Here is a 26,195-nt window from a genome sequence, read left to right on the forward strand (position 1 = left end):
CCCTCCTACATAGTCATCTCATAGTGCCAGACTTTGCCCGAGCTCATAAATATTTCGCCAAATCCTAAATCCTTAATCTCTATATCTATCCTGTCATCAGATACAGGTGTCGCCGTAATTCTGATGCGTGTAGCCCTATCCGGCCTGGGCGGCATATCCGTAAGTCTTAGTGTCTCAATCTTTGCCTCCCGGCTTTTAGGAAGCTGCTTCCAGAAATCCACCTCATAAGAGCCTGAAATTATAACCTCACACTGCCCCTTGGATTCAAACCAGTTGCTTCCGGCACTGATAAGATTATAAAACGACAATTCTCCCTTATCATGTACCTTAAGGCTCAGATTGAACTTCATCTCATTCTCGCCCATATATACAAAAGGCCATTCTGCTTCCCTATCCCTCGTGGCTGCCGCATAGCATGCTCCCTTAGTAAAGAGGTTATTGCCCATGAACACTCGTCTGCCCTTGCACAAAAGTGCAACAGACTGCTTCATCCAGCCCTCAGCAAACGTATCTCCCACGAGAAAGACCGTTGAGATAATCTGATTCTTAAAGCTCTCATTTATTATATCCAAAAAGCTTTTGTCCTTATCATTTTTATCCAGAGTATAGCTTATGCTTTCATCTATAGATACTACCTGTGGCGTTGTGCGAAGATCCCTCTTTAGGGAATAAAAAAATATACTCTCCTTTTCCTGCATAAACATCACCACATCATGAAGCCACAGTGAATTGTCCTGGTTCAGTGCAAAATAATAAAAGCTCTCCTTCCGGTCTATGACCGTAAGCTGTCTGGAATTTATGCCAAGCCTGACCGCCATGCCATAAAACATGCTCACGTTCTCCTTTGTCAGCCTGTCAACACATATAACAAGCCTGTCAAAGGATGAAGGATTACCAAGCTTGGATGGCAGTTCCATAACCTTTTTAAGAAACAAGGCCAAAAGCTCCTCTGCCATAAATGAATCATCATCAATGACTATTTTTTCACTATTCAGTGCTCTCTTAAGCAGCTGGTCAATACACACCATCTCACCGCTTTTAGAGAGTCTTCTTGCCTCATCTCCATAATACCATTTGCCAATGCTCTTACGGCGTGCAAGTACAAGAGGAATCTGAAACTCCTCACTGCCCGCAACAGTGCTGACAGTCTCCGGCTCTTTCATATTCTGTTGAAAAAAACTAACCATAGCATAGCTGTCATTTAAATCTATGCCTATATAGTATGAATTGCCATTATGTCCCATTATAAATCCTCTTAAATCAGCTTAAACAGCTGCTTAGTCGCAGCATCCAGCCTTTTATATTCGTCTATATTGCTCTTTAAGGTTGTCTCATCAGACAGTGTATCTGAAATTATCATCTCATTAATCAGATTATAGCGGCTGTGATCATTGTCACCCGGTATATTGTTGCATGTAAGACGATTGCTCTCCTTCACCTCTATGCTGTTGTCATGCTCCTCAGTAATATAATACCTGATCAGCTCACCGAAAAATATGACAAATGTCTTTACGTATATGCCGTCGTACATCTCAACCATATCCTCTGAATTAAACTCTTCGCCATCCTCGTCTCGGCTGTAATGCAGCACAACATGAGTCCCCGGAGTACTCTCATACTGTAAAAATGCCTTGTCATAGAGGAAATATTTCTCCAGCAGTCTGTAATCAAGCCTCGCAAAAAAATCAAAATACATATTGTTATATATATAATATTTAAGCAATGTATCTTCAATCTCAAGCTCAGCCTGAGTGATATCCGTTTTCTCAGCAAAATGCTTCAATAGGGCTAACTGGCAGGCATCATTTAATGTTCTGTTTCCAATAAATCGCTTTTCGATAATATCAAAAATAAAATCAGCCTTGCACCCGCCACTATGCAGATATCCATGTGCCACAAGAGATATATAAGCTAAAATCAGCTTATCATTTCCGGCTCTTTTATAGTATTCCATAAAGATATCCGATATCTTTTCAGGCTCAATCTGCGTATAAATACCCTGTTCGAGAATACGCTCATCAAGCTTCATGGAAGATATTGAAAACTTATCAGCGGCATGCCACAGATTAATCAGCTCGTCTGTAGGCCCGGTATAGTTTTCACACAGGTATTTAAGCACCAGATCACTGTATTTGCCTGTTTTAAAGGCAGATATGGCAAGCTGCACCATAAAATCATCATCTACATGCTGCACTTTAAGCGCATTCTCACACAAAACCACCTTTGATGCGGCAGCAAGCATGTCTATTCCATACTCCATGGCCATATCATATGCCTTTTCATAGAGGCGGTTTGATACAAGCATGTCAATAAGATATTTTCTTGCATCCTTTTGCAGGGTATCAAAATTAATGCTTTGCAAAAACGGCCTGACGTAATCCTCATAATCGTGAAGCTGACAATATTTTAAAATTCTGTATCCCATAACAGCTTTGTAGGAATCAGAAAAGGATTCACTATAAAATACAGGTTTAAACAGCTTCAAATCATCCTTTGTAAAATCAGAATAATCCCTTACATGCTTAAAATGTGACACTATATACTGTGGTCTGTCAGGCGAGAGGCTTATACACCTGTCAAGGTATTTCTCGGCATCCATCAGCCTCTGCAGTCTGTATGAGATGCTTTTAACATATCTATAGCCCCTTGAGTCCTCAAAAAGTATAACATAGTCGTTTGAAAACAGTTCAAAATAAGCACACTGGTCTGTAACCGGAACTATCTGAGGCTCCTTCATTTCATTCTGATATATGATAGCTCTCACTATGCGCTTATCAAATACAATAAGCTTGTGGGTATATATAATATCTGAAAAAGCTGCCGACAGCTCTTCATTGATAAATCCCAACTCAAGCATATCCTCGTATAAAACAGCCAGATTATCATCAATATGCCTAAGCTGTGCCTGGTCCATGGCAAACCTGCCCATAGCTTTCCTGTACTTGTGGTAGACCTCAGGCTCTGTTTCCTTGGCAGCAATTATATTGTTGTAAAGCACTGCAAGCTTTCGGTATGGCAGCTTATTATCAAAGCTGAAATACATCTGGATGATCTTTGGCACAGGGGAAATCTGCCTGTCATTCATCGTAAGGAGATACGACTCATACAAGCCTGTCAGACGCAGCTTATTCTCGATACCCAGCTCAAACCATTTATGAAAACAGGTATCATTTTTGTGTCCCTTAATCAGGTAGCTGCATATGATGCCGACATACTCTGCCTCCGGACATATCTCATAGGCTGCTGTAAGAAGCTCATATACTCTGTTATCGAACCCGCCTGCCAGATCAACCGCCTCAAAGATTGCTCCGGCAAGCTCCTTTGTCAGAGCCTTTTCCTTTACGGCCCAGCTTAGGATGCGAAGCTCAAATACCGACAGCTCCTTTATCAGATAAGGATCCTGTGATATAAGATAATAAGCTTCAATATACAAATACGGAGACGAACAGCCTCGCAGTACCCAGTATTTTATATCTTTAAGCTTACCGGCACTGTCATCAAAATACTGATCCCTCAAAAATAAAAGTACCCAGAACAAAAGCACAGAGTCAGGATTTTCATAAAAAATCAGCTCCACTTCGTGTGTCATATTGTCAACGTATGAAGGCTCTCTCTCTAACAGCGTCATCAGATACAGATAATAGCCCCAGATTGGAGCTTTCTTATCAGGATTACTGTGCTTGAAATCATCAAGAATCCACTTAGCTTCCTGCCTTTGCCTGTTGATAATAAATGCCTGAGCCTTCATCAGCTCATACATATGCTCATCCGGCATGAGTGCATGCAGGTGGTTTAATATGCTTATAGTCTCGTTTGCCCATACCCCGGTCACTATCCGCTTCAGCCTGAAACTGGTATAAAGCTCCATGATTCCGACCATGCATTCCTTTATGTCCTTTGTCACAGCTATATCACTTATACTGCCATCATCATCTCTTACACCGGCCGTGATATCTATTGTAAAGCTCTGATATACACCATCAATATATATGCGGCCAAAATTACGTCCGGCATGCATCGCAGATGCATCGATGATATACTCATACAGATATGTTTTACCTATAAAATCATCAAGCGTTAAAACAGGCTTAGACAGCTTTATGAATTCACAATCCGTGCGCAGGCGTATCTCGGTATATCCCCAGTTATCCTTTGTTATAGTAAAGCATCCACTCTGTGGCTCTTTAGAAGCCATAAAAATCTCCTCTGACTTGTCTACACTAATGGAAACAGGCTGTTTTTTGTTTACGCCAATCAGAAACTCCTCCATATTCTGACCGGATGGTCTGGCGCAGGCAAAGCCCTCATAGGTCAGCCTCTCATATACATTGTCATAAGGAATTGTGTTTAAAAAATTGCGATTATAAAACAGATGATAAGCCTCATCCCAATTGGATGCCGCAAGCCTTGTAAAATCATCAAGGCTCTTTACAGCTCCGGTGGATGCTTCCGCATAGAGCCTTGTGATTCTTGCACAAAAAGAAAGACTGTACTCTATCTGATTGCATACAATCACAAATTTGCCCTCGCAGGTATCGCCCTCCGTAAGGCCCTTACTGTTAAATTGATAACGAATCCTGACTTTCTCGCCCTCGAAGTGCGGATTCAGACACTCCATCCTTGGATTAGTCGAATAAACTATGCCACAGATTTTTATCTGATTCGTACTTTCTATTACAAAGCTTCCCGCTTCGCTTCTTCCCTCAATGACCGAAAGGTCTATTGTCTCCTCTGAAAACGCCAAAATCGGTTTCGTGCCATTAAATCTGCCGGCAGCTATCTGCCCTATACGTGCTCGCACAATTGTTACCCCGTTTACGTTAAATGTTGATTTTTTATATACATATTATATAATGTAAATTATATACGATTTGCAATGCTGTTGCAATGCAAATAGAAAGGAAATTACAGCTAATGATAGAACAAAAGGAGCATTTTCACGGCAGTGACCTTGAAAAAATAGAAAAAATATACGGTATAAAGAAAGAAAATATTATGAGCTTTGCAGCAAATGTCAACCCACTCGGTGAATCCGGTAAACTAAAAACTGCACTGTCTGAGCGCATTGATGCAATCACAAAATACCCTGACAGGGAGTATACTTCTCTCAGAAAGGCTATCGGCAGCTACTGCAAGTGCGATTACAATCACATAACAGTCGGAAACGGATGCACGGAGCTCATCTCTCTTTTCATTCAGATTACAGCTCCTAAAAAGACACTTCTGCTTGGTCCGACTTACTCTGAGTACGAGCGCGACTTAAGGATAAACGGCAGTGATATCTCATACTATTTTCTTAAGGAAAAGGATGATTTTAAGATTAATTCGGATGAATTCATCTCTGCAATCACAGCTGATACCGACCTTGTCATCATCTGTAACCCCAACAATCCGACTGGCAGTCTTATCACACAGGATAAGCTCAAAACAATTTTAACCCACTGTAAAGAGACAAATACTTATGTGATGATAGACGAGACATATATAGAGTTTGTGCCGGATGTTGATGAGCTTTCAGCAATACCTCTGACTGAATTGTTTGACAATGTGATTATTTTACGCGGCACATCCAAGTTTTTTGCCACTCCGGGACTTCGCCTGGGCTATGCCATCACATCAAATTCACAAATTCTTACAGACATAAACACAAACAAAAATCCGTGGATGATTAACTCTCTCGCCGTTGTTGCAGGCGAAACCATGTTTTTGGATGAAGAATATATAGATAAAACAAGAAGCTTGATACTTTCGGAGAAAACCAGATGCAGGCAATTGATTGAAAAATCACACAAATTCAAGCTTTATCCATCCTACAGCAACTTCTATCTGCTTAAGATACTTGATGAAGGCGTGGATGCACATATGCTATTTGAGCGCGCCATAAGGCAGGGCATGATGATAAGGGATTGCTCTACCTTCCCCGGACTCAAGGAGCGGTTCATACGATTTTGTATAATGAAGCCAGAGGACAACACAAGGCTTATTAATTGCCTTACACAATGATGCTAAATGCCTTTATATAAACATAACATATAACCAAAAAGCCTCCGGAAGGATTTAATCCAGCCGGAGGCTTTTTTATAAAGTGAAACATAGAATATGCTTTAAGGTCTATATTATTTTGCAGATAAGAACTCGTCAATACCCTTTGCTGCTGCTTTTCCTGCACCCATGGCAAGAATAACCGTTGCAGCACCTGTTACGGCATCTCCACCTGCAAATACACCCTCTTTTGAAGTTGCACCTGTATCCTCAGTTGCTACAATACACTTTCTCTTATTTGTATCGAGACCTATTGTTGTAGAGGAAATAAGTGGATTTGGCGATGTACCAAGTGACATGATCACTGTATCGCACTCCATCTCATACTCAGAGCCGGCAATCTCAATAGGGCTTCTACGTCCTGATGCATCAGGCTCTCCAAGCTCCATCTTGATAAGCTTAACACCCTTAACCCAGCCATTCTCATCAACAAGAATCTCTGTAGGGTTCTCAAGGAGATCAAAGATAACTCCCTCTTCCTTGGCATGATGTACTTCCTCTTTACGTGCAGGAAGCTCTGCCTCACTACGTCTGTATACAATGTGTGTCTCTGCACCGAGACGAAGAGCTGTTCTGGCTGCGTCCATGGCTACGTTTCCACCACCGACAACTACAACCTTTTTACCTTTTGAGATAGGAGTCTCATAACCCTCTTTAAAAGCTTTCATGAGGTTATTTCTTGTAAGGAACTCATTAGCAGAAAATACACCGTTGGCCTGCTCTCCAGGGATTCCCATAAATCTTGGAAGTCCTGCTCCCGAACCGATAAATACAGCCTCAAAGCCTTCTTCCTCCATAAGTTCGTCAATCTTAACTGACTTTCCGATAACTACATTTGTCTCGATTTTAACACCAAGTGCCTTGACATTCTCTACTTCTGCCGCAACAACCTTGTCCTTTGGAAGACGAAACTCCGGTATTCCGTAGCTTAATACTCCGCCGGCAGCATGAAGTGCCTCAAAAATAGTTACATCATAGCCAAGCTTTGCAAGGTCTCCGGCACATGTAAGTCCTGCAGGACCTGAACCGATAACAGCAACCTTTTTGCCGTTTTTCTCTGCGGCTGTCTTTGGCTTGATGCCATTCTCTCTGGCTGTATCAGCAACAAATCTCTCGAGCTTTCCGATTGAGACAGGATCGCCCTTGAAACCTCTGATACACTTGCCCTCACACTGGCTCTCCTGTGGGCATACACGTCCACATACAGCAGGAAGTGCTGATGACTCTGAAATAATCTCATAAGCCTTTGTGAAATCACCATTTTTAACCTGCTCAACAAATGCAGGAATATTGATAGAAACAGGGCAGCCCTTCATACACTGTGCATTTTTACAGTTTAAGCATCTGCTTGCCTCTGCCATTGCCTCTTCTTTATTGTAGCCGTAGCAAACCTCTTCAAAGTTTGTGGCACGAACCTTTGGATCCTGCTCTCTGACAGGTACTCTCTTTAATACATCGACTTCCATTATTTGTCACCTCCGCAGTTTCCGCAGCCACCGTGATGTGTTGCGCCCTCTTCATAGGCAAGCTTAGCTCTGCCTTCCTCAGTCTTATATTGCTGCTGTCTCTTCATAGCCTGATCGAAATCAACAAGATGTCCGTCGAACTCAGGTCCGTCAACACATGCGAACTTAACCTTTCCGTCCACGATCAGACGGCATGCTCCACACATACCTGTTCCATCAACCATGATTGGGTTCATTGAAACAATTGTAGGAATCTCAAGCTTCTTCGTGAGCAGACATGTGAATTTCATCATAATCATAGGTCCGATAGCTACACAGCAGTCATATGTATTGCCGGCATCAACAAGTGCCTGAAGCTGCTGGCTGCCGTTGCCGTGGAAGCCGTATGAGCCATCATCTGTACAAACATAGAGATTCTTTGCAACAGCTTTCATCTCATCCTCAAAGAAAAGGATATCCTTATTTCTAAAGCCCATGATGACATCAGCATCCACACCATGCTCTTTAAGCCACTTAACCTGTGGATATACAGGAGCTGTACCAAGACCTCCTGCGATAAATACGATGTGCTTTTTCTTTGTCTCCTCGAGGTTATCCTCCTGACAAAGCTCTGATGGACAGCCGAGTGGTCCGACGAAATCCTCTAATGAATCTCCCTCATTAAGAGCCATCATTCTCTCTGTTCCTGCACCGATAGTCTGTACTACGATAGTAACAGTCTCTTTTTCCCTGTCATAATCACAGATGGTAAGTGGGATTCTCTCTCCTACCTCATCTGTCTTTGCGATGATAAACTGACCAGGCAGACACTCTTTTGCAACTCGTGGTGCCTTTATATCCATAAGGATAATATTGTCAGCCAATTTTTCTTTTCGAACTATTGGATACATAGTCTTCCTCCTAGTTAAATCTTATCTCATTACATAGGTAATCTGATACTCAATTATTTCATACTTTTTTAATTTTAAATGAAATGATATAATTTTTCAATATATTTCTTTAGATATTCCATAAAAATATGTTATATGCTTATGAAATTGTGTTATCTTCTGACATTCGTCCGGTACTTTATATCAAAAACAGGAACCAATTCATGCAAAAAATGAACCGGTTCCTGTATTTATCAGCTTTTATGAGAAGTATACAAGCTCATCCTGCGGCTTCTCGGCAGGCTCGATGGAAACCGGATAAAGCACCGGTCCCTTTCCCTTGTACTCTCTTGCAAACTCCACATGCACCCTTGCGGTGATGGTAATCCACGATTTGTGAGGAATACTGCTCTCATCCTCATACTTGCACTTAAAGCCTATAAAGGTCACGTCCTCTATACAGCAGGTCATCGCAAACCTGCCCGGTACCATAACACCCTTTCTAAGCTTATCAGGATTGTATACAAGAGCAAGAAATTTGACAACCTTGCCATCGTACTTCTTGTAATTCTCCATGGCATCCATATACCAGATGGCATAATCTGCATCTGAAAGCTCAATCACATCCTGATTTATATCAAACGGCAGTTCCTCCGGACGCTCATCAATAGTACCGTCCTTGCGTTCGTAGACTATCTGGGCTTTGCGGTTGATATTCTTTATGGTGCGCCTTAGGTGTCCTCTGTCTGTATCATCGTCCGTCCTGTTAAATATGACAACATCACTCGCAAATACCTGTTCCTGCATCATCGCGCGCATATTGTTCATATAAAGGTCAAATGTAGTGGAATCAACTGTGGCAAGCGACTGCACGATAACCCAGCCCTTTGGCAGCTCAGCCTCTATTATTTTATCAATGCCCCATGTGCCGTTGTACTCGATAAACACCTGTTCAGGCAAATACTGCATGTTGAGCTCATTCAGCTTTGCAGCTGCGAACTCATCCTCCGAGTCGATCTCTGCAACCTGGATATTGGCAGCCTTTAGCTTATCCATATCATACTCCACATCACCATCCTCGCACATAATGATAAGCCCCTTTGAGCCATTAGCAAAATCATTCTCGAAAATGGTATCCTTAATCAGTGAAGTCTTGCCACTGTCCATGAATCCGGTAAATAAATATACTGGAATCTCTTCAGCCATTTTGTTAGTTCCTTTCTGATTATTGTGTAACTATATTAAATACATTTAAGCAAGTCCGAAAAGCTCTTCAAGCTCATGCTCGTGGATATCTGTTCCGATAACAACTATACGTCCTGTATAGTCAGGCTCGCCATCACGAATCTCGTACTCGCCCGGAACCATATCAAAGTAAATCCACTTGCCGTCTGTGCCCTCTACCATGCCCTTTGAACGAAGAATCTTGTCATCTTCCACAAACTGCTTAAGGATTTCTTCGAGCTTAGCGCGCTCAAACTTGTGAGGTGTCTCCTTGCCCCAGCTTGTAAATACATCATCAGCATGATGATGTCCGTGCTCATGCTCATGGTCATGACAGCCACAGGTGCAGCCCTCGCCATGCTCGTGGTGATGCTCGTGCTCGTCATGGTCGTGATGGTGCTCATGCTCATCATGGTCGTGGTGATGCTCATGCTCATCATGGTCATGGTGATGCTCATGCTCATCATGGTCATGGTGATGATGATGCTCTGCCTCATCCTGTGCATGGCGTGCCTCAGCAAGCACCTTCATCTCGAGATTGTCCTGACCTTCCATAGTCTTAAGAATCTGCTCTCCTTTAATAGCATCCCAATCAGTAGTGATAACTGAAGCCTTTGGATTTAAAGCCTGAATCTGCTTTACACAAAACTCAAGCTGCTCAGGTGTAGCATTCTGGCTGCGACTTAAGATCACTGTTGTGGCATACTCTATCTGATTGTTGAAAAACTCACCGAAAGCCTTCATCTGCTTGCTTGCCTTAAGTGCATTTACCACTGTAACAAGTGCATTAAGCTTGACCGGCTGTTCTTTTTCGATATCTATAACAGATTTCATGACATCTGATAATTTACCCACGCCGGAAGGCTCGATTAAGATACGGTCAGGATGATACTTAGTAATAACCTCATTTAAGTTCTTACCAAAATCACCAACCAGTGAACAGCAGATACAGCCTGAGTTCATCTCAGTAATCTGAATGCCGGCATCCTTTAAAAAGCCACCGTCTATACCAACCTCACCGAACTCATTCTCTATGAGAACTATCTGCTCACCCTTAAAAGCCTCATCTATCATTTTCTTGATAAATGTAGTCTTTCCAGCTCCAAGGAAACCTGAAATAATGTCAATTTTTGTCATTGTAATTCACTCCTTTTCTTTTCACTAAGTCCTATTTTACTAGCAATAATACAAATATGCAAATTAAATTTTTATTATTAAATTATGTTGACACATAACAAAAGAACTACCGCACGCGGTAGTCCTCTCTAATACATTAATTGTATTTTCTTTTTCTAGCTGCTTCAGATTTCTTCTTACGCTTTACGCTTGGTTTCTCGTAATGCTCACGCTTACGGATCTCCTGCTGGATGCCTGCTTTTGCACAGTTTCTCTTGAATCTGCGTAATGCGCTATCTAAAGTCTCGTTTTCTTTAACTATTACACTAGACATAACCTAAAACCTAACCTCCCTCCAGTTGTGTATTGTGCATCAACTGTTAGGTATCTATACTTAATTGCACTAACATGTATTTTATCAAAATATCCGGATTTGTCAAGATAAATCCGGATATTTTTTCAAGAAATTATTATTTTAATTATATCAGGTAAAACATCACTCCAAAATGACTCTAATCAAGCTTGATAAAGATTGATGTTTCTTTTTTCAGCGAATCTGCAATCTCATAGTTTTCATCCATCTTGTGTGAGATATTGTCCATATCCTCAACAATAAGCTGTGTACTGTCAGCCGCTGAAACCACTCCGTTCACACCCTCATTTATAGCATGTGATATGGTGTTGATTGAAGAAGAAATCTCAAGCATGGACTGCTTCAGTGAATCAGTCTTCTCCTTGAAATCAGTCATGGTACCCTCAATGAATGAAGCCTTGTCGTTGTACTCCACACCGGACTCAACAAATCTCTCAAACTCCGGAAGAATCGAATCATTAATATAGCTGACAAGACCATTGGCGTTGTCAGAAAGATTGTTAACCGAATTGGTAACTACCGCATTGATACGCTGGATATTGTTGGCTGCCTCCTGGCTGGCTGCAGCAAGCTGGCTGATCTCACTGGCTACAACCGCAAAACCTCTGCCTGCCTCTCCTGCCCTTGCTGCCTCAATAGAAGCATTTAATGCCAGCAGATTGGTCTGACTTGCAATGTTTAAAATATCATTGGTAAGTGAATTGACCTGCTTTACGCTGTTGCTATCCTCAATAGCCTTCTGCAATACCTCGAGAATCTCCGAAACCTTCCTGTCTGTTGACTCCATGTTTGTACGTGCAACAGACTCCATTGACTGTGCATGGGCCTTCATATCCTTGGTGTATCCGGTCAGTTCATCTGTCTTTTCAGCAATAAGCTCAACCTCTTTTGCCACATTATCTGTGTTGGTATTGATAACAGATGCATTTTCAGAGATATCCTGCATGGTAGCAGACAGCTCCTCTGTTAAAGCCGAAAGATCGGACACACTGCTGTTGCTTGTCTGAACACTCTGACGCACATCATCAACAACCCTCTCCATCCTGGCCGAGTTGGTGACAACAGCCTTGAATATAGCCTGCAGCTTTGTCATAAAGACATTGATGCCCTTGCCTACGGCGTCAACCTCAGCATTGTTGATAGGAGTAACCCTCTGTGTCAAATCGCCCTTCTTGTTATCAATATTGACTATGATGCCGTTGATTTCCTTCTGTGTACGAAGCAGAGGCTTGATAACCATGGTGACAACAGCAAAAACAACAAACAGTAATGCAATTATACTTACTGCAATAGTAAATGTACATGTGACAACAGATGCGCGATAAGTACTTTCGAGGCTCTTTCTCTCCTCCTGTGTAACAGAATTGACATGCTCACGCATTGACGAAATAGCTTTTTCAATGTTATTAGTATATTTTGCAATAGAGCCATTTGCCGTTTTATACGCTTCCTCGTTTTTACCGGCGGCAGAATAGGCCATTACATTGCCACACTCCTTGACCAGGCTTGTATAGTTTTCACAGATAATTCTATAGTTTCTCTTGGTCTCCAAGGTTACATAAGGATTATAATCATCAAGGAGCTGCTTTAGCTTTTCCTCGTGATTTCTCACTTCACTTACAATATCAATCATTGATGATAGATCTGTCGATATAATATGAGACAGTGCCAGTGTATGAATATTCACGGTCTCCATCTCAATATCATTAAGCATCTCCGTGCCAACCATTGAGGTGTCCACAATCTGAGAAGCCGCATCATTTACCTTTGATAAATTTTTAAGAGATAAGCCACTTGAAATAACACTTACAAAGCCTACAATGAAAACAGGAATAAGTATCAATTTTGTACTTAACTTTTTCTTTCCCTTGATCTTTGGTTTGTTATTAACCTTTTGAGCTTTTTTTGTGTTGAGAGTTTTTTTAACTTTTGGTGCTTTTGCAGGATTTGCTGCTTTTGCTTTCACCTTTTTTTGTTTTACTGCGCTATTTTTAACAGCGGCTTTACTTTTTTTTGAATCTAATTTCATGTTATATACCCCTCTACTCAGCTACAGATTGTGTTATCCCCGCAACAAGATTATCCATTATCTCCTGAAGATCTGTATTATCAGGATTACCGGCCGCCATTTTTTCGCCAAACTCCGTCGCAGCATCCCAGTAAGAATTTCCAACTCTTTGGAGCTTTCCGTACTGTGCCTGATCCATAACAGCCATAATAGCAGGAACCTTTTTGACCGCATCATCTGCGGCTGCCGCTTTATTGGCAGGGCCTACATTCTTCATCTCAAAGCGGAGCTTCTGGTTATCCTCGTTTGTAAACCACTGGGCAAGCTTATTTGCCCACTCAGGATACTTGGTGTATGCATTTACAGCCATATATTTATAACCTTTAAACGATGACATCTGAATCTGCTGTCCGGCACATGTGTATGTAGGCAGCTTTACAGCACCATAATCATCGCCCCATAATTCCTTGATTTTTGCTGCATTCCAGCATCCGCTGACACCGGCAATAATACTTCCGTCCTGTACTCCTGCAATAAAATCGTCCTGTACACAGTTCTTAAAGCCCGGCTTAGCCGCAATATCAAGCATAGCCTGTGCTATATCAACACCCTTGATGTCCGTGATGATAGCATTCCAGTTGCAGTGGTTTGTCACACCATCATCATTCACGCCAAAATCAAGCCCTGTATTTCCAAAAAATGAATACAGATACCAGCCTGAGCTCCAGTCCATAGTCAAGTACTTACCATTTGCCCCTGCAATGTCGAGCATGCCATCAAGCGTAGCCACATCGCTGTCTGAGAAATAATTCTTATTGTAATACATAAAATATCCATTGTCAGCGGTCAGCGGATATCCATATAATTTGCCATCGATAGTGGCAGCCTCAACCGCACTTTCATCGTTAGCCTTTTTAACGGCATCCACATCCTCTATCTCATAAAGAGCGCCTCCCGCTACCATAGAAGTTATCTGGTCATCCGCTATAGGGAATACATCCGCACCATTATGCACATTTGATAATATATTATCTCTGGCATCAGAATCCTCTGACTCCTCGATAATTATATTAAAATCAGTTCCTTTATTAGCCTCCTTGAAGCTTTCAATCATCTGTGTAGTAATATCCACATCATCCTTCGAACACCACACATGCATCTTTACTTCCTTATTCTTCGCTTTATCCGAAGAATTCTCCGTCGTACCCACCTGAGTATTGTCATGTGATTTATTTGATACTCCGCATCCTGTAAGTAATGAAACCCCCATGGCAGCCACAAGTGTTGCAGCTATTAACCTCTTCATACATATTCATCCTTTCAGTTTATTCTCAATTTATAATTTAGTACAATTTTACCATACTTTCACAAAAAAAAATAGGTCTAATTTGATTTTTTTAACAAATTTAGACCTATTTTTTAAAAGATGCATTTTAAAGCACTATATAAGCTTTTTTGTTACTTAATCATACCTGAAAGTGCGTCCTTTACTGAAGCAATAGCATCAGGAATACCTGCCGGGTTCTTTCCACCGGCCTGAGCCATGTTAGGGCGTCCACCGCCGCCACCGCCTACCTTTGAGGCGATTGCCTTGATTAAGTTTCCTGCATGCGCACCGCTCTTTATGGCAGCGTCTGTTGCCATGGCAACAAGATTTACCTTGCCTTCATTTGAAGAAGCAAGCACGATAACTCCCTCGCCAAGCTTTTCCTTGAGGGAATCGCCAAGATCACGCAGTCCGTTCATATCAACGCCGTCAACACTTGTTGCAAGAAGCTTGATGCCGTTTACATCAACTACCTGATCCATAACATCGCCAAGCGCATCCTTTGCTGCCTTGCTCTTAAGAGACTCATTCTCACTCTGAAGTGCCTTCATCTCAGCAATCAGGTGCTCAAGTCTCTCTTTGAGGTTGGCAGGAGTTGATTTAACAACCTTAGCAGCCTCCTCAAGCTCCTTCTCCATATTGCTGTAATAAGCGAATACATTGTCGCCTGTGATAGCCTCGATACGTCTTACGCCTGCAGCCACACCACTCTCCGAAAGAATCTTGAATGCCTTGATATCAGATGTATTCTTTACATGTGTACCACCGCAGAACTCCTTTGAGAAATCGCCCATTGATACGACACGTACCTTTTCACCGTATTTCTCGCCGAAGAGAGCCATGGCACCTGTCTTTTTAGCCTCATCGACAGTCATGATATCTGTGCGAACTTCAATAGCTTCGTTGATTTTCTCGTTTACGATATCCTCAACCCTTTTAAGCTCCTCAGCAGTCATAGCAGAAAAATGAGAGAAATCAAAACGTGTTCTCTCAGCATCCTGGTAAGAACCTGCCTGCTCTACATGTGTGCCGAGTACCTCACGCAGTGCCTTCTGAAGCAGATGAGTGGCAGAGTGATTTCTGCATGTGTTTGTTCTTGTTTTTGTATCAACAGAAAGTGTAGCCTTCTCGCCTGTGCGGATCATACCCTCTGACACATATCCTACATGTGCATATCTGTTGCCGACTACCTTTACAGTATCCTCAACAACAAATGTACCGCTCTCTGTCTTTATGATACCCTTGTCACCCTGCTGACCACCCATTGTGGCATAGAAAGGTGTGTTTGGCACGATTACAGAACCCTTATCACCATCTGAAAGAGCCTCGACTACATCATCCGATGTGGTAAGGAAAGCAATCTCAGCTGTGTCAGTAAGCTTGTCATAGCCTGTGAACTCTGTAGTAATTTCAGAATCTATATCATTGTAAACATTGGCATCAGCACCCATATAGTTTGTTTCCTTGCGGGCTCCTCTTGCCTTCTGTCTCTGAGCCTCCATACAACTCTCAAAGCCAGCCTCATCATATGTGAAGCCCTTCTCCTCGAGAATCTCTGCCGTGAGGTCTACAGGGAAGCCGTATGTATCGTAAAGCTTGAATGCATCCTCTCCTGAAAGTACCTTGACCCCGTCAGCCTTCATATGCTCTTCCATATCTGCAAGGATACCAAGTCCCTGGTCGATAGTCTTCGCGAACTTCTCCTCTTCCTGAGTGAGCACCTTAAGGATGAAATCCTTTCTCTCCTCAAGCTCCGGATAACCGTCCTTGCTCTCATCAATAACAACCTGCGCGATTTTGCCAAGGAATGCCCCCTGTATGCCAAGTGTACGTCCATGCATAGCGGCACGTCTGATGATACGGCGAAGCACATAGCCCCTGCCCTCGTTAGATGGCATAACTCCGTCAGAAATAAGGAATGTAGACGAACGGATATGGTCTGTGATAAGACGGATAGAAACATCGTCCATCTCATCGACATGATATTTCTTGCCTGAAAGCTCGCAGACCTTGTCACGGATAGCCTTCATTGTATCAATATCGAATACCGAATCAACATCCTGCATTACAACAGCAAGACGCTCAAGTCCCATACCTGTATCAATGTTCTTGTGCTCAAGCTCAGTGTATCCACCGTGTCCGTCACCGTTAAACTGTGTGAATACATTGTTCCACACCTCCATGAAACGGTCACAGTCACAGCCTACCTTACAATCAGGCTTGCCACAGCCGTACTTCTCACCGCGGTCGTAGTAAATCTCAGAGCAAGGACCGCAAGGACCTGCGCCATGCTCCCAGAAGTTGTCACACTCACCGGTCTTTGGATCTCTGTAGAAACGTGTAATACGATCTCCCGGCACTCCTACTTCCTTAGTCCAGATATCAAATGCCTCATCATCCTCACCATAGATGGAAGGATAAAGCCTGTCCTTTTCAAGACCGAGCACCTCTGTCAAAAATTCCCATGACCATGCGATTGCTTCATGCTTGAAATAATCGCCAAACGAGAAGTTTCCGAGCATCTCAAAAAATGTAAGATGACGAGCTGTCTTACCTACATTCTCGATATCACCTGTTCTGACACACTTCTGGCATGTAGTCACACGGCGTCTTGGCGGAACCTCCTGTCCTGTAAAATATGGTTTAAGCGGTGCCATACCTGCATTAATAAGAAGCAGACTGTTGTCATTGTGAGGCACCAGTGAAAAACTCTTCATTGCGAGATGTCCCTTGCTCTCAAAGAACTCAAGGTACATACGACGTAATTCGTTAACGCCATAACTCTTCTTCATTACTTGAATCTCCTATTCTTTTGTCTTTGCGTCCTTCATTTTACGAAGCTTTACCCCTATTAAAGCCCCACAAAAACCTATGGCCGCCAAAACAATCATAATAATAACATATTGTGCTACGCACATGAAAAAGTCCCCCATAATTACCCTCCTAAATTTATTGAACTAATTTATTATAAATGAATTTGTGAAATAATTCAATAGTTCTCTCCAAAAGCGAACGTCTGATTTTCACGTTCAATCTCAATCACCCTGTCAGCCATGTCCTTATTGCTCAGCCTCTTTTTGTATTCAGTAATACCGCTGTAGTCCTGCCACATGTGCATAGGAAACACAAACTCTGCCGAGGTATTTTGTAAAAAATAATCAAAACCCTTGAACTGATACTCCATAAGCTTTGGATCCATCGGGAAAAAAGCCACGTTTATTGGTTTTTCCGAAAGCTTTTTTATCTCATGTCTGAATGCTCTGCGCACTCTGCCGTTTATCAGATCACCTGCGCCATCCCACTCCCAGTCATTTAAATCACCGGCATGAAACAGGCTCACTCCGTTAGAAGTGACGTAAAACGCCACACCGGCATCGGTGGATCTAAGTGTCATTATATCCAGATCATCCACATGATATGTATTGTCAGGTGAAACAAATGTCACCCTGTCCCTGACAGCGGGATCAATGCCATGCTTTGACAAAAAATGCGGACTGATACGGATATCCTTTGAAAAAACATAATGTATATTCGAATATTTGTCAGCCAGACGCAAAATATCCATATCATAATGATCCTTGTGGCTGTGACTTGCAAACATATAGATTTTTGTATCCGGCTCATAAGATGGCAGCTTTCCGGTAAAATGCATACCCTCCACCTTGTCTCCATCAAAATAATCAAATATAAGCACCTTGTCATCCAGTTCCACAAGAAAACAACTGTGATGTATAAAAATTATCTGCATGTAACCTACTCTCTTTCGCTTTTAAATCAGTCTTTATGTATCATTATGCTATCTTTATGCTATATAGTCAACTTATATTTCGTATAATATAGTAATTAAACTCTAATCACCAATCAATAATTATATGGTTAAAGGGTCAAAATACCTTTTGACCCTCATATCATTATATAATTATACAAATCATGCCGCCATTTGAGTCATTCACAATCTTTTGCATGGTTTCCTGAAGCTTTATCTGGCACTCATCATCCATCTGCATTATTTTGCTTCTTATTCCGTCCTCCATAAGCTCACCGACAGACTTTCCAAAAATATTAGTCTTCCAGACTCCACTGTCACTGTTTTCACCATTTTTGATGTAATCTATCAGATCCTCTGCCTGTTCCCTGCTTCCGACTATCGGCGCTATCTCGGTCTCGATATTAGCTCTTATCATATGTATTGACGGTGAAATAGCCTTCATTTTTACGCCAAACTTGTTTCCATGGGCTATAAGCACCGGCTCCTCCATTCTGATATCAGACAGCTGTGGCATCACAACACCATAACCCTTCTGCTGCACCGATGAAAAAGCATCCTTAATCTTTTCGTACTCATTCTTTTCCTCAGTGAGTGAAAGAATCAGGGAAATCAGCTCCTTTTCCCCGGAAACAGTCACACCGCACAGCGCGGAAATATTCTCGTAGTAGTATTTCTCTGCAATCTCAATTTTGACCTTTACCACACCATCAGACAGCCCCATCCCGGCAAGAGATACCGCTTTTAATATATCCCCATCCGATTCAGGCATATCAGTGCTCATCAGTGCGACATCCTTCAGCTTTGAAGCCCTTGCAAGATAAGTCTTTGCATATGTAATTACAGCCTGCTTTACATGATTGTCATAAGGCAGAAGCTGCACCCATTTCGGTATATCATAGTCCACTCTCGTGACTGCAAATTCATATAAGAGCTTTTCCATGATATCTGTAATCTGTCCCATGCAAAGCTTTTCACAGTCTATAGGAATGGCAGCCGCTTTATACTCTCTGCTAAGTGACTCGCATAAAAGTCTCGTTTCTGCCGCAAAAGGCTTTGTAGTATTTACCACAATTACAAATGGCTTTCCTGAAGTCTCAAGCTGCATGACGGTTTCTCTTTCTGCTGCCTCATAGCTTTGTCTTTTTATATCGCCTATGCTGCCGTCAGTGGTTACAAGCACAGCCACTGTCGAATGCTCCTCTATTACCTTTTTTGTACCTACAACTGCAGCCTCCTCAAAAGGAATATCCTCGTCGAACCACGGTGTTTTGACCATACGCTCGCCGTCCTCCTCGAGATAACCGACGGCATCCCCCACTGTAAAACCCACACAGTCCACAAGGCGTACCTTCACAGCGCTGCCATCATCCAGACTGATAGTAACCGCATCCTGTGGAATAAATTTCGGTTCAGTCGTCATAATAGTCTTTCCTTTGCCTGATTGCGGCAGTTCATCGACTGCACGCTTTTTAGCATACTCATTGTCCATCTTCGGAATTACACAAAGCTCCATGAAATGCTTTATAAATGTGGACTTGCCTGTGCGCACAGGACCGACGACACCTATGTAAATCTCGCCGTTTGTGCGGCATCTGATATCTTTATATAAATCAAACTCTTTACTGTCCATAGTACTGCCCATAAAAGCTTCCTCCATACACTTTATTCTATAATCAAAGTGTATTCACCTGCTCTTTGAATTATTACACATAAAAAGGCCACAGGCTTCAAAACAGATAACCTGTGGTCTTTTGTAATAATATATAGTATTTTAAACCAAACTACTTAGCAGCCTTTTTCTCACATCCTGCTGTCTTGCTTGTAGAAGCATCAGCTGTTTCTTTAGCATCTGATTTGTCAGAAGCCTCCTCAGGCTCCTCTCTCAGACGTGCGTACATCTGCATACACTTGTGAAGCTTCTTTGCAAGCTTATTGTCTATCTGCTCAGGAGTAGCTCTCCACTGCCAGTTGCCACCGGTAGTTGAAGGAATGTTGATACGGGCCTTTGAATCAAGTCCAAGCAGATCCTGCATAGGAACAATAGCCATATCGGCAACTGATGACCATGCCGCACGCATCATACCCCAGTTGTAGCCTTCCTCCTTTGTGAGGTTTAAGTAATCCTTTGCAAACCTTACGCAATCCTTTGGAGCTGTCTTCATCCAGCCCATAACTGTGTCATTGTCATGGGTACCTGTGTATACAACACAGTGCTGCGGATAGTTATGTGGCAGATAATCGCTATCTTCTCTTGAATCGAAGGCAAACTGGATAACCTTCATGCCAGGGAAGCCTGAATCCTTTAAAAGCTTCTTTACGGAAGGTGTGAGGAAGCCGAGGTCCTCCACGATGATAGGAAGCTTACCAAGCTTCTTCTCAAGCACGTTGAATAAATCCATGCCAGGTCCATCTTTCCATACACCGTTCTTTGCTGTATCATCCTTTGCAGGAATAGCATAGAATGAATCAAAACCTCTGAAATGATCGATTCGCACGATATCATAAAGCTTTGCCATAGCACTGATACGCTTTGTCCACCAGCTGTAGCTGTCCTTCTTCATAACATCCCATCTGAAAAGAGGATTGCCCCAGAGCTGTCCGTCAGCTGAGAAGGCATCAGGAGGACAGCCTGCCACCTCGATTGGATTTAAGTCTTTATCGAGATAGAACTGTGTAGGATTAGCCCATACATCTGCTGAATCCATGGCAACATAAATAGGTACATCTCCGATAATTCTTATGCCCTTTTCATTAGCATATGCCTTTAAAGCAGTCCACTGCTTGAAGAAGAGATACTGGAGCATCTTGTAGAAGGCAATATCATCAGCATACTTCTCCTTTGCTTCTTCCATAGCCTCAGGTTTTCTAAACTTGAGAGCATCATCCCACTCGCTCCATGCCACTCCGCCATTGGCATCCTTTAATGCCATAAAGAGTGTGTACTCATCAAGCCACTCTGCCTCTTTACTGCAGAATGCTTCATAGTCAGCCGGTGTTTTCTTTGAAAAACGCTCATATGCCTTTCTTAAAAGAGCATATCTGTTGACATACATAATGCCATAGTCTACATACTGTGGCTTTTTGCCCCACTTATATGACTCGCACTCCTTCTTTGTCAGAAGCTTGTCCTTGCATAAAAGCTCCAGATCGATAAAATAAGGATTGCCTGCAAAGCTTGAAAATGACTGGTATGGAGAATCTCCATAGCTGGTAGGACAGATTGGAAGAATCTGCCAGTATGTCTGACCTCCCTTCTCAAGGAAATCGACAAAACGTCTTGCCTCCTTTCCCATAGTTCCAATACCATACTGTGATGGCAGTGATGAGATTGGCATTAATACACCGCTAGTTCTCATGTTATTTTTCCTCCCTTTTGTTGTATACTCATTGTTTGGCTGCGTGAGCCTGTATTTTAAAATAATATATAATATACATATGAAATCATATGATATTTTCGTTTTATTTAGTTATTATAACATCATAAAGTGCAACTTGTAAATTAAATTAGTTAATGTTAATATCAAATTAAGAAAAAGTTTAAAAGAGGTGTAACAAAATGAATGAAACAACCAGGCAATTGATTGTGCATAAGGTAAAGCATAATACGAAACGCCTTATAACATCCATTAAATGGGTAATCTTTTCTATCGTTGTCGGCATAGTCGCAGGAAGCTGCGGCACCGCATTTTATTTTGCCCTGTCGGTCGTAACCGATTTCAGAATGAAATACCCTTGGCTCATTTACTTTCTGCCAATCGGCGGACTTGCCATTGTAGGACTCTATCATCTGTGTAAAGACGATAACGACACCGGAACCAATCTGGTAATATCAGCTATCCATTCAGGCGACAAGGTGCCCTTTATAATGGCCCCGCTTATATTTGTATCCACACTTATCACTCACCTGTTCGGTGGCTCTGCCGGCCGTGAGGGTGCTGCACTGCAGATGGGAGGCAGCATCGGAAGCTCTATAGGCAGGGTATTCAGATTTGATGAAAAGGACAAGCATGTCATGATTATGTGTGGCATGAGCGCTGCATTCAGTGCACTGTTTGGCACTCCGATGGCAGCCGCTATTTTCTCCATGGAGATGATAAGCGTCGGTGTCATGTATTATATAGCACTCGTTCCATGTGTGATAAGCTCCCTCATCGCTCACGGTATCGCATCATACTTCAATGTTACAAATGAATTTTTTGCTATTGAAAACATACCGGACTTTACTATTTTAAACTCAGTAAAAATCTCTGTGCTTGCAATACTGTGCGCACTCGTAAGCATACTCTTTTGTGTGGCCCTTCACTCAGGTGAGGCGCTGTACAAAAAATATCTGCCAAACAAATATACAAGAGTATTCATTGGTGGCTGCTTTATCATCATAGCAACTATGCTTGTAGGAAACCAGACATACAACGGCACCGGAATGAGTGTCATCCAAAGCAGTATAGACGGCTCTGTCAGACCTGAAGCATTTCTGCTAAAAATCATCTTCACCGCACTGACTCTTGGCGCAGGCTTTAAGGGCGGCGAGATTGTACCATCCTTTTTCATAGGCGCAACATTTGGATGCCTGTTCGGCAATCTGACAGGCTTTGAGCCATCGCTGTGTACAGCTGTCGGCATGATTTCACTGTTCTGTGGTGTCACCAACTGTCCGATCACATCGCTGCTCATCAGCTTTGAGCTGTTTGGCTACGACGGCATGCCATACTTTCTTTTGGCAATTCCATTCAGCTATATGCTGTCAGGATACTTTGGCCTGTATCGCAGCCAGAAAATCGTATATTCAAAATACAAGACAAGCTACATAAATAAATCAACTCACTAACATTTGCAAACTGCAACCAGGCATGATACCCCAGGTATTATTGCCTGGTCTTTTATTGTGTAAAGAGCTTTATCTCCCGCAGAAGATTCATCTGCAAGAACCTCCCACAAAGCATCTGCAAGTTTAATTGTGATTTTATTTTTTCCGGCATTGTAAGCTACGAACACCTTCTCTGTATCGTTATCAATAGTATATGCTACAACGCCATCAGGCATATCATCCATGAAATGTACGGATTTCTTAATCTCATCTACTGTGTCAAGATAAAATGACTTGTGAGCCCTTCTTAGTGCTATAAGCCCCTTATAGTAGGCTTTAAGGTCCGAAAACTGCTCAGCCCTGTCATAATCTATTGCATTGACAGAGAGAGGACTGCAATAGCTGTTCTCTACAGGAGCACCATCAGCCTCACTAATCTTTGTTCTCGCAAACTCCTCTCCATGCAGGAAAAACGGAATCCCCTGCGCTGTAAAAAGGATGGCTGCTGCAAGCTTATTCATACGGATACGCATCTCTTCACTCTCATGTGAATTGGATATGATAAACCTGTCCCAGAGAGTATAGTTGTCGTGACATGACAGATAGTTAATCGACTGCATAGGCGATTTGGCCCACTTAGCGCACATAACAGCCTGCTTTAGCTCTTCACCTCTGTCTGCAGCTCCATTGACAAAGCCCAGCTCATCCATATAGAATACATGTCCCTTTACCGCATCACGTATATCATCCGAAAACATGCCGATGCCCGGTGTCCTTGGAGCATTTATTTTCATGCCACGCTCTGATTCTGGCAGAGTGCTCTCTCCACCTGTCCAGCCCTCTCCGTACATTATTATATCAGGATTTATTTTTAAGAGAGCTTTTCTGGCTTCGTTCAATGTCTCGATATCAAGTACTCCCATCAGATCAAACCTGAAGCCATCAATGTGATACTCACTCGCCCAGTAGCACAGCGAATCAATGATATATTTTCTGACCATAGGCTTCTCTGAGGCTATTTCATTGCCACAGGCTGATGCATCAGAGTACTTTGCAGCATCCAGCATACGGTAGAAATAATTGCCCGCAGTCTTGTAAAAGCAGCTGTCATGAACATTGAAGGTATGATTGTAAACCACATCCATGATTACACCAAGACCCGCCTCATGAATCGAGTGCACCATCTCCTTATACTCTCTCACTCTCACGGCTCCATTAAACGGATCTGTCGAGTAAGAGCCCTCCGGCACATTGTAATTGTACGGATCATAGCCCCAGTTATACTGCTCCTTTAAGGAATCACTCTCGTCAATGCTGGCAAAATCATACGACGGCATAAGCTGCAGATGTGTCACTCCCATATCCTTGAAATACGAAAGAGTTTTATCCTCAGTAAATGCCTTAAACTTACCCGGATACCTAGAATGAGCAGATGCACCGGCAGACACATCCGCGATAGACACCTCAGTGATAACCATGCTCATGGGATCTGCAAGCTTTGGCCTGTCCTCATCTGCAAATCCATCAGGATCAGTCTTTGACAGGTCAATAACCATAGACCTGTGCCCATTTACACCGCAGGCTCTTGCATACGGATCATGCGAGCCGAATGTGCCATCTGAGGTGTGAACCTCATATGTATAATAAACACCATCCAGATTACCCTCTGCCGTAGCAGAAAAAATACTGCGAAGCTCTCCCTCTCCGCGCATCATCTCAAGCCTGCCTTTCTCGGCCGAATCATTTCCCTTATCATAAAAAATAACAAAAACACTGTCCGCAACAGGCGAAAACAGTGTAAATGTTGTCTTTTCCTTTGAATAAATCGCTCCTAATTTCATAGCACTATCCTTTTCGTTTATTTTCGTATACATTATAATAAAATTTACAATAACTGTAAATAGGGCAATTCAACCAATTTTCAAAAACTTTTTAGTCAATGTGCCATTTTTTCTTTTGCTGATGTGAAACAATCTTTATATACAAAGATTGTGGCAGAAATCTGCCACAGGTTGTAGCAAGCTTCATCCTGAGAGTAGGCACTATGACCGTTTTGTGCTTCATCATCCGGTCTATGGCATAATTGGCGCAGTATTCAGCGGAAATCCCCTTCAACGCAAATCGCACATTCGCCACATCATTGAACTCTGTATCAACCGGTCCCGGACACAGACACCCCACATACACATGGCTGTGGCTCTGTCGAAGCTCACATGCAACAGCCCTTGAAAGGCTCGCAACATATGCCTTAGAGGCATAATAGGCAGCCATGTACGGACCGGCAGGAATAAGACCAGCAGAGCTTGCCACATTTAATATAAAGCCTCTGTCCTTTACCCTCATCTGTCTTAAAAGCTTTTTCGTCAGGAAGTGTACAGCACGCACATTGACATCTATCATGCCCATTTCCTTAGCTATATCAGTCTCCTCAAACAGGCCGCAATCACCGTAGCCTGCGTTGTTTATAAATATTTCTATATCTTTTTCCTCGAGATAGTCCGAAAGTCTCTGACACTCATCAAGCTGCATCAGATCCGCGGTAAAAATATCACACTCAAGCTCCTTATGTGTGGCTTTAAGCTTATCAGAAAGAGCTGTAAGCCTCTCCCGCCTTCTGGCAACAAGAATCAGGTCATACCCCTCCTTCGCAAGTCTCTTTGCAAACTGCTCACCTATTCCTGAGCTTGCTCCTGTAATCACTGCATACATATATCATATCCCCTATTCTTCAATCATAAGCTCCCTGGAGCTCGCATCCAGCTCTACGCTTGTGTTGTCGCTCTTATACATCTCAAGCAGCAACAGCCACAGCGTGTGAATCTCGTAGGTGAGAATATTGGATGCCGGCACTGAGTATGGTAGCAGTGTGCTGATATCAAAGTATCTGATGCCAAGCGGCGGTAAAAAAACAAGGTTGGTTGTCTGTCTTTTATCACCGGCAGTATGAATCATCTCATATGTAATCATCACAAAATCACTGCCCTTATAGGTACACTCATATGACACGTAGCACTCATCAACAGTCCAGGTGATGCCATCCTCTGTAACTGTCGGCTTTACGGCCTCATCATTGTACTCTGTAGTCTGACAGGAAAGCTTCCACTTAATCTGCCCCTTCTTTGTTTCCTTTACCATATCGGTAAGCTCTTTAAGTAATTCATCTTCTTTTTTCATTTTACACACCTGTTTTTATA

The 26,195-nt window shown here is 42.5% G+C and carries 19 protein-coding genes; 2 read left to right on the forward strand and 17 right to left on the reverse strand.

Features of this window, described 5'->3' with window-relative positions:
- Positions 1-5: 5 nt before the first annotated feature.
- Together EUBREC_RS08215 and EUBREC_RS16620 are read right to left on the reverse strand one after the other, a co-directional pair.
- Positions 6-1,244, reverse strand: coding sequence for a DUF5716 family protein (locus EUBREC_RS08215; protein ID WP_012742667.1), 1,239 nt, complete (start codon positions 1,242-1,244; stop codon positions 6-8).
- Between the two features lie 11 nt (positions 1,245-1,255).
- The gene (locus tag EUBREC_RS16620) at positions 1,256-4,801 is read right to left on the reverse strand and encodes a DUF5717 family protein (protein WP_012742668.1); all 3,546 of its coding nucleotides are present in this window, start codon (positions 4,799-4,801) and stop codon (positions 1,256-1,258) included.
- Between the two features lie 113 nt (positions 4,802-4,914).
- Between EUBREC_RS16620 and EUBREC_RS08225 the strand changes: the two genes are divergently transcribed.
- Positions 4,915-6,003: a pyridoxal phosphate-dependent aminotransferase gene (locus EUBREC_RS08225; protein WP_041254054.1), complete on the forward strand. Its 1,089-nt coding sequence runs from the start codon at positions 4,915-4,917 to the stop codon at positions 6,001-6,003.
- 113 nt (positions 6,004-6,116) lie between these two features.
- Here EUBREC_RS08225 and gltA read toward each other — a convergent pair whose 3' ends face one another.
- The 12 genes from gltA to malQ all read right to left on the reverse strand — a co-directional run bounded on the left by gltA (position 6,117) and on the right by malQ (position 21,550).
- On the reverse strand, positions 6,117-7,508 hold the full coding sequence (gene gltA, locus EUBREC_RS08230; RefSeq protein WP_012742671.1) for an NADPH-dependent glutamate synthase: 1,392 nt from the start codon (positions 7,506-7,508) through the stop codon (positions 6,117-6,119).
- A complete protein-coding gene (locus tag EUBREC_RS08235; RefSeq protein WP_012742672.1) occupies positions 7,508-8,398 on the reverse strand; it encodes a sulfide/dihydroorotate dehydrogenase-like FAD/NAD-binding protein in 891 nt (296 codons plus the stop codon). Before EUBREC_RS08235 ends, gltA begins: the two co-directional genes overlap by 1 nt.
- A gap of 240 nt (positions 8,399-8,638) precedes the next feature.
- On the reverse strand, positions 8,639-9,583 hold the full coding sequence (locus tag EUBREC_RS08240; protein ID WP_012742673.1) for a TIGR03943 family putative permease subunit: 945 nt from the start codon (positions 9,581-9,583) through the stop codon (positions 8,639-8,641).
- Between the two features lie 45 nt (positions 9,584-9,628).
- Positions 9,629-10,738: a CobW family GTP-binding protein gene (locus EUBREC_RS08245; protein ID WP_012742674.1), complete on the reverse strand. Its 1,110-nt coding sequence runs from the start codon at positions 10,736-10,738 to the stop codon at positions 9,629-9,631.
- Positions 10,739-10,874: 136 nt separating this feature from the next.
- Positions 10,875-11,051 (reverse strand): 30S ribosomal protein S21, encoded by a 177-nt coding sequence (gene rpsU / locus EUBREC_RS08250; protein ID WP_006856185.1) that lies wholly within the window; start codon positions 11,049-11,051, stop codon positions 10,875-10,877.
- 178 nt (positions 11,052-11,229) lie between these two features.
- Complete coding sequence (locus EUBREC_RS08255) at positions 11,230-13,119, reverse strand: methyl-accepting chemotaxis protein (RefSeq protein WP_012742675.1); 1,890 nt, start codon at positions 13,117-13,119, stop codon at positions 11,230-11,232.
- A 13-nt stretch (positions 13,120-13,132) separates the two neighbouring features.
- Positions 13,133-14,404 carry an extracellular solute-binding protein gene (locus EUBREC_RS08260; protein ID WP_012742676.1) on the reverse strand — a complete coding sequence of 424 codons (1,272 nt, stop codon included), beginning with the start codon at positions 14,402-14,404 and terminating at the stop codon, positions 13,133-13,135.
- Between the two features lie 152 nt (positions 14,405-14,556).
- Positions 14,557-17,217: an alanine--tRNA ligase gene (gene alaS, locus EUBREC_RS08265; RefSeq protein WP_012742677.1), complete on the reverse strand. Its 2,661-nt coding sequence runs from the start codon at positions 17,215-17,217 to the stop codon at positions 14,557-14,559.
- 12 nt (positions 17,218-17,229) lie between these two features.
- Positions 17,230-17,358, reverse strand: coding sequence for a hypothetical protein (locus tag EUBREC_RS17970; protein ID WP_012742678.1), 129 nt, complete (start codon positions 17,356-17,358; stop codon positions 17,230-17,232).
- A gap of 56 nt (positions 17,359-17,414) precedes the next feature.
- Positions 17,415-18,173 carry an MBL fold metallo-hydrolase gene (locus EUBREC_RS08270; protein WP_012742679.1) on the reverse strand — a complete coding sequence of 253 codons (759 nt, stop codon included), beginning with the start codon at positions 18,171-18,173 and terminating at the stop codon, positions 17,415-17,417.
- Positions 18,174-18,336: 163 nt separating this feature from the next.
- Positions 18,337-19,836, reverse strand: a complete 1,500-nt coding sequence (gene spoIVA, locus EUBREC_RS08275) for a stage IV sporulation protein A (RefSeq protein ID WP_041254058.1) — start codon at positions 19,834-19,836, stop codon at positions 18,337-18,339.
- Positions 19,837-19,975: 139 nt separating this feature from the next.
- A complete protein-coding gene (gene malQ, locus EUBREC_RS08280) occupies positions 19,976-21,550 on the reverse strand; it encodes a 4-alpha-glucanotransferase (RefSeq protein WP_041254060.1) in 1,575 nt (524 codons plus the stop codon).
- Between the two features lie 200 nt (positions 21,551-21,750).
- Between malQ and EUBREC_RS08285 the strand changes: the two genes are divergently transcribed.
- On the forward strand, positions 21,751-23,022 hold the full coding sequence (locus EUBREC_RS08285) for a chloride channel protein (RefSeq protein WP_012742683.1): 1,272 nt from the start codon (positions 21,751-21,753) through the stop codon (positions 23,020-23,022).
- Here the strand turns inward: EUBREC_RS08285 and pulA are convergent.
- The 3 genes from pulA to EUBREC_RS08300 all read right to left on the reverse strand — a co-directional run bounded on the left by pulA (position 23,019) and on the right by EUBREC_RS08300 (position 26,175).
- Complete coding sequence (gene pulA, locus EUBREC_RS08290; protein ID WP_041254062.1) at positions 23,019-24,842, reverse strand: type I pullulanase; 1,824 nt, start codon at positions 24,840-24,842, stop codon at positions 23,019-23,021. The genes EUBREC_RS08285 and pulA overlap by 4 nt on opposite strands.
- 91 nt (positions 24,843-24,933) lie before the next feature.
- Positions 24,934-25,710 (reverse strand): SDR family NAD(P)-dependent oxidoreductase, encoded by a 777-nt coding sequence (locus EUBREC_RS08295; RefSeq protein ID WP_012742685.1) that lies wholly within the window; start codon positions 25,708-25,710, stop codon positions 24,934-24,936.
- A 12-nt stretch (positions 25,711-25,722) separates the two neighbouring features.
- Positions 25,723-26,175: a hypothetical protein gene (locus EUBREC_RS08300; protein ID WP_012742686.1), complete on the reverse strand. Its 453-nt coding sequence runs from the start codon at positions 26,173-26,175 to the stop codon at positions 25,723-25,725.
- Positions 26,176-26,195 lie beyond the last annotated feature (20 nt).

The organism is Agathobacter rectalis ATCC 33656 (genome assembly GCF_000020605.1).
Lineage (GTDB): Bacteria > Bacillota > Clostridia > Lachnospirales > Lachnospiraceae > Roseburia > Roseburia rectalis.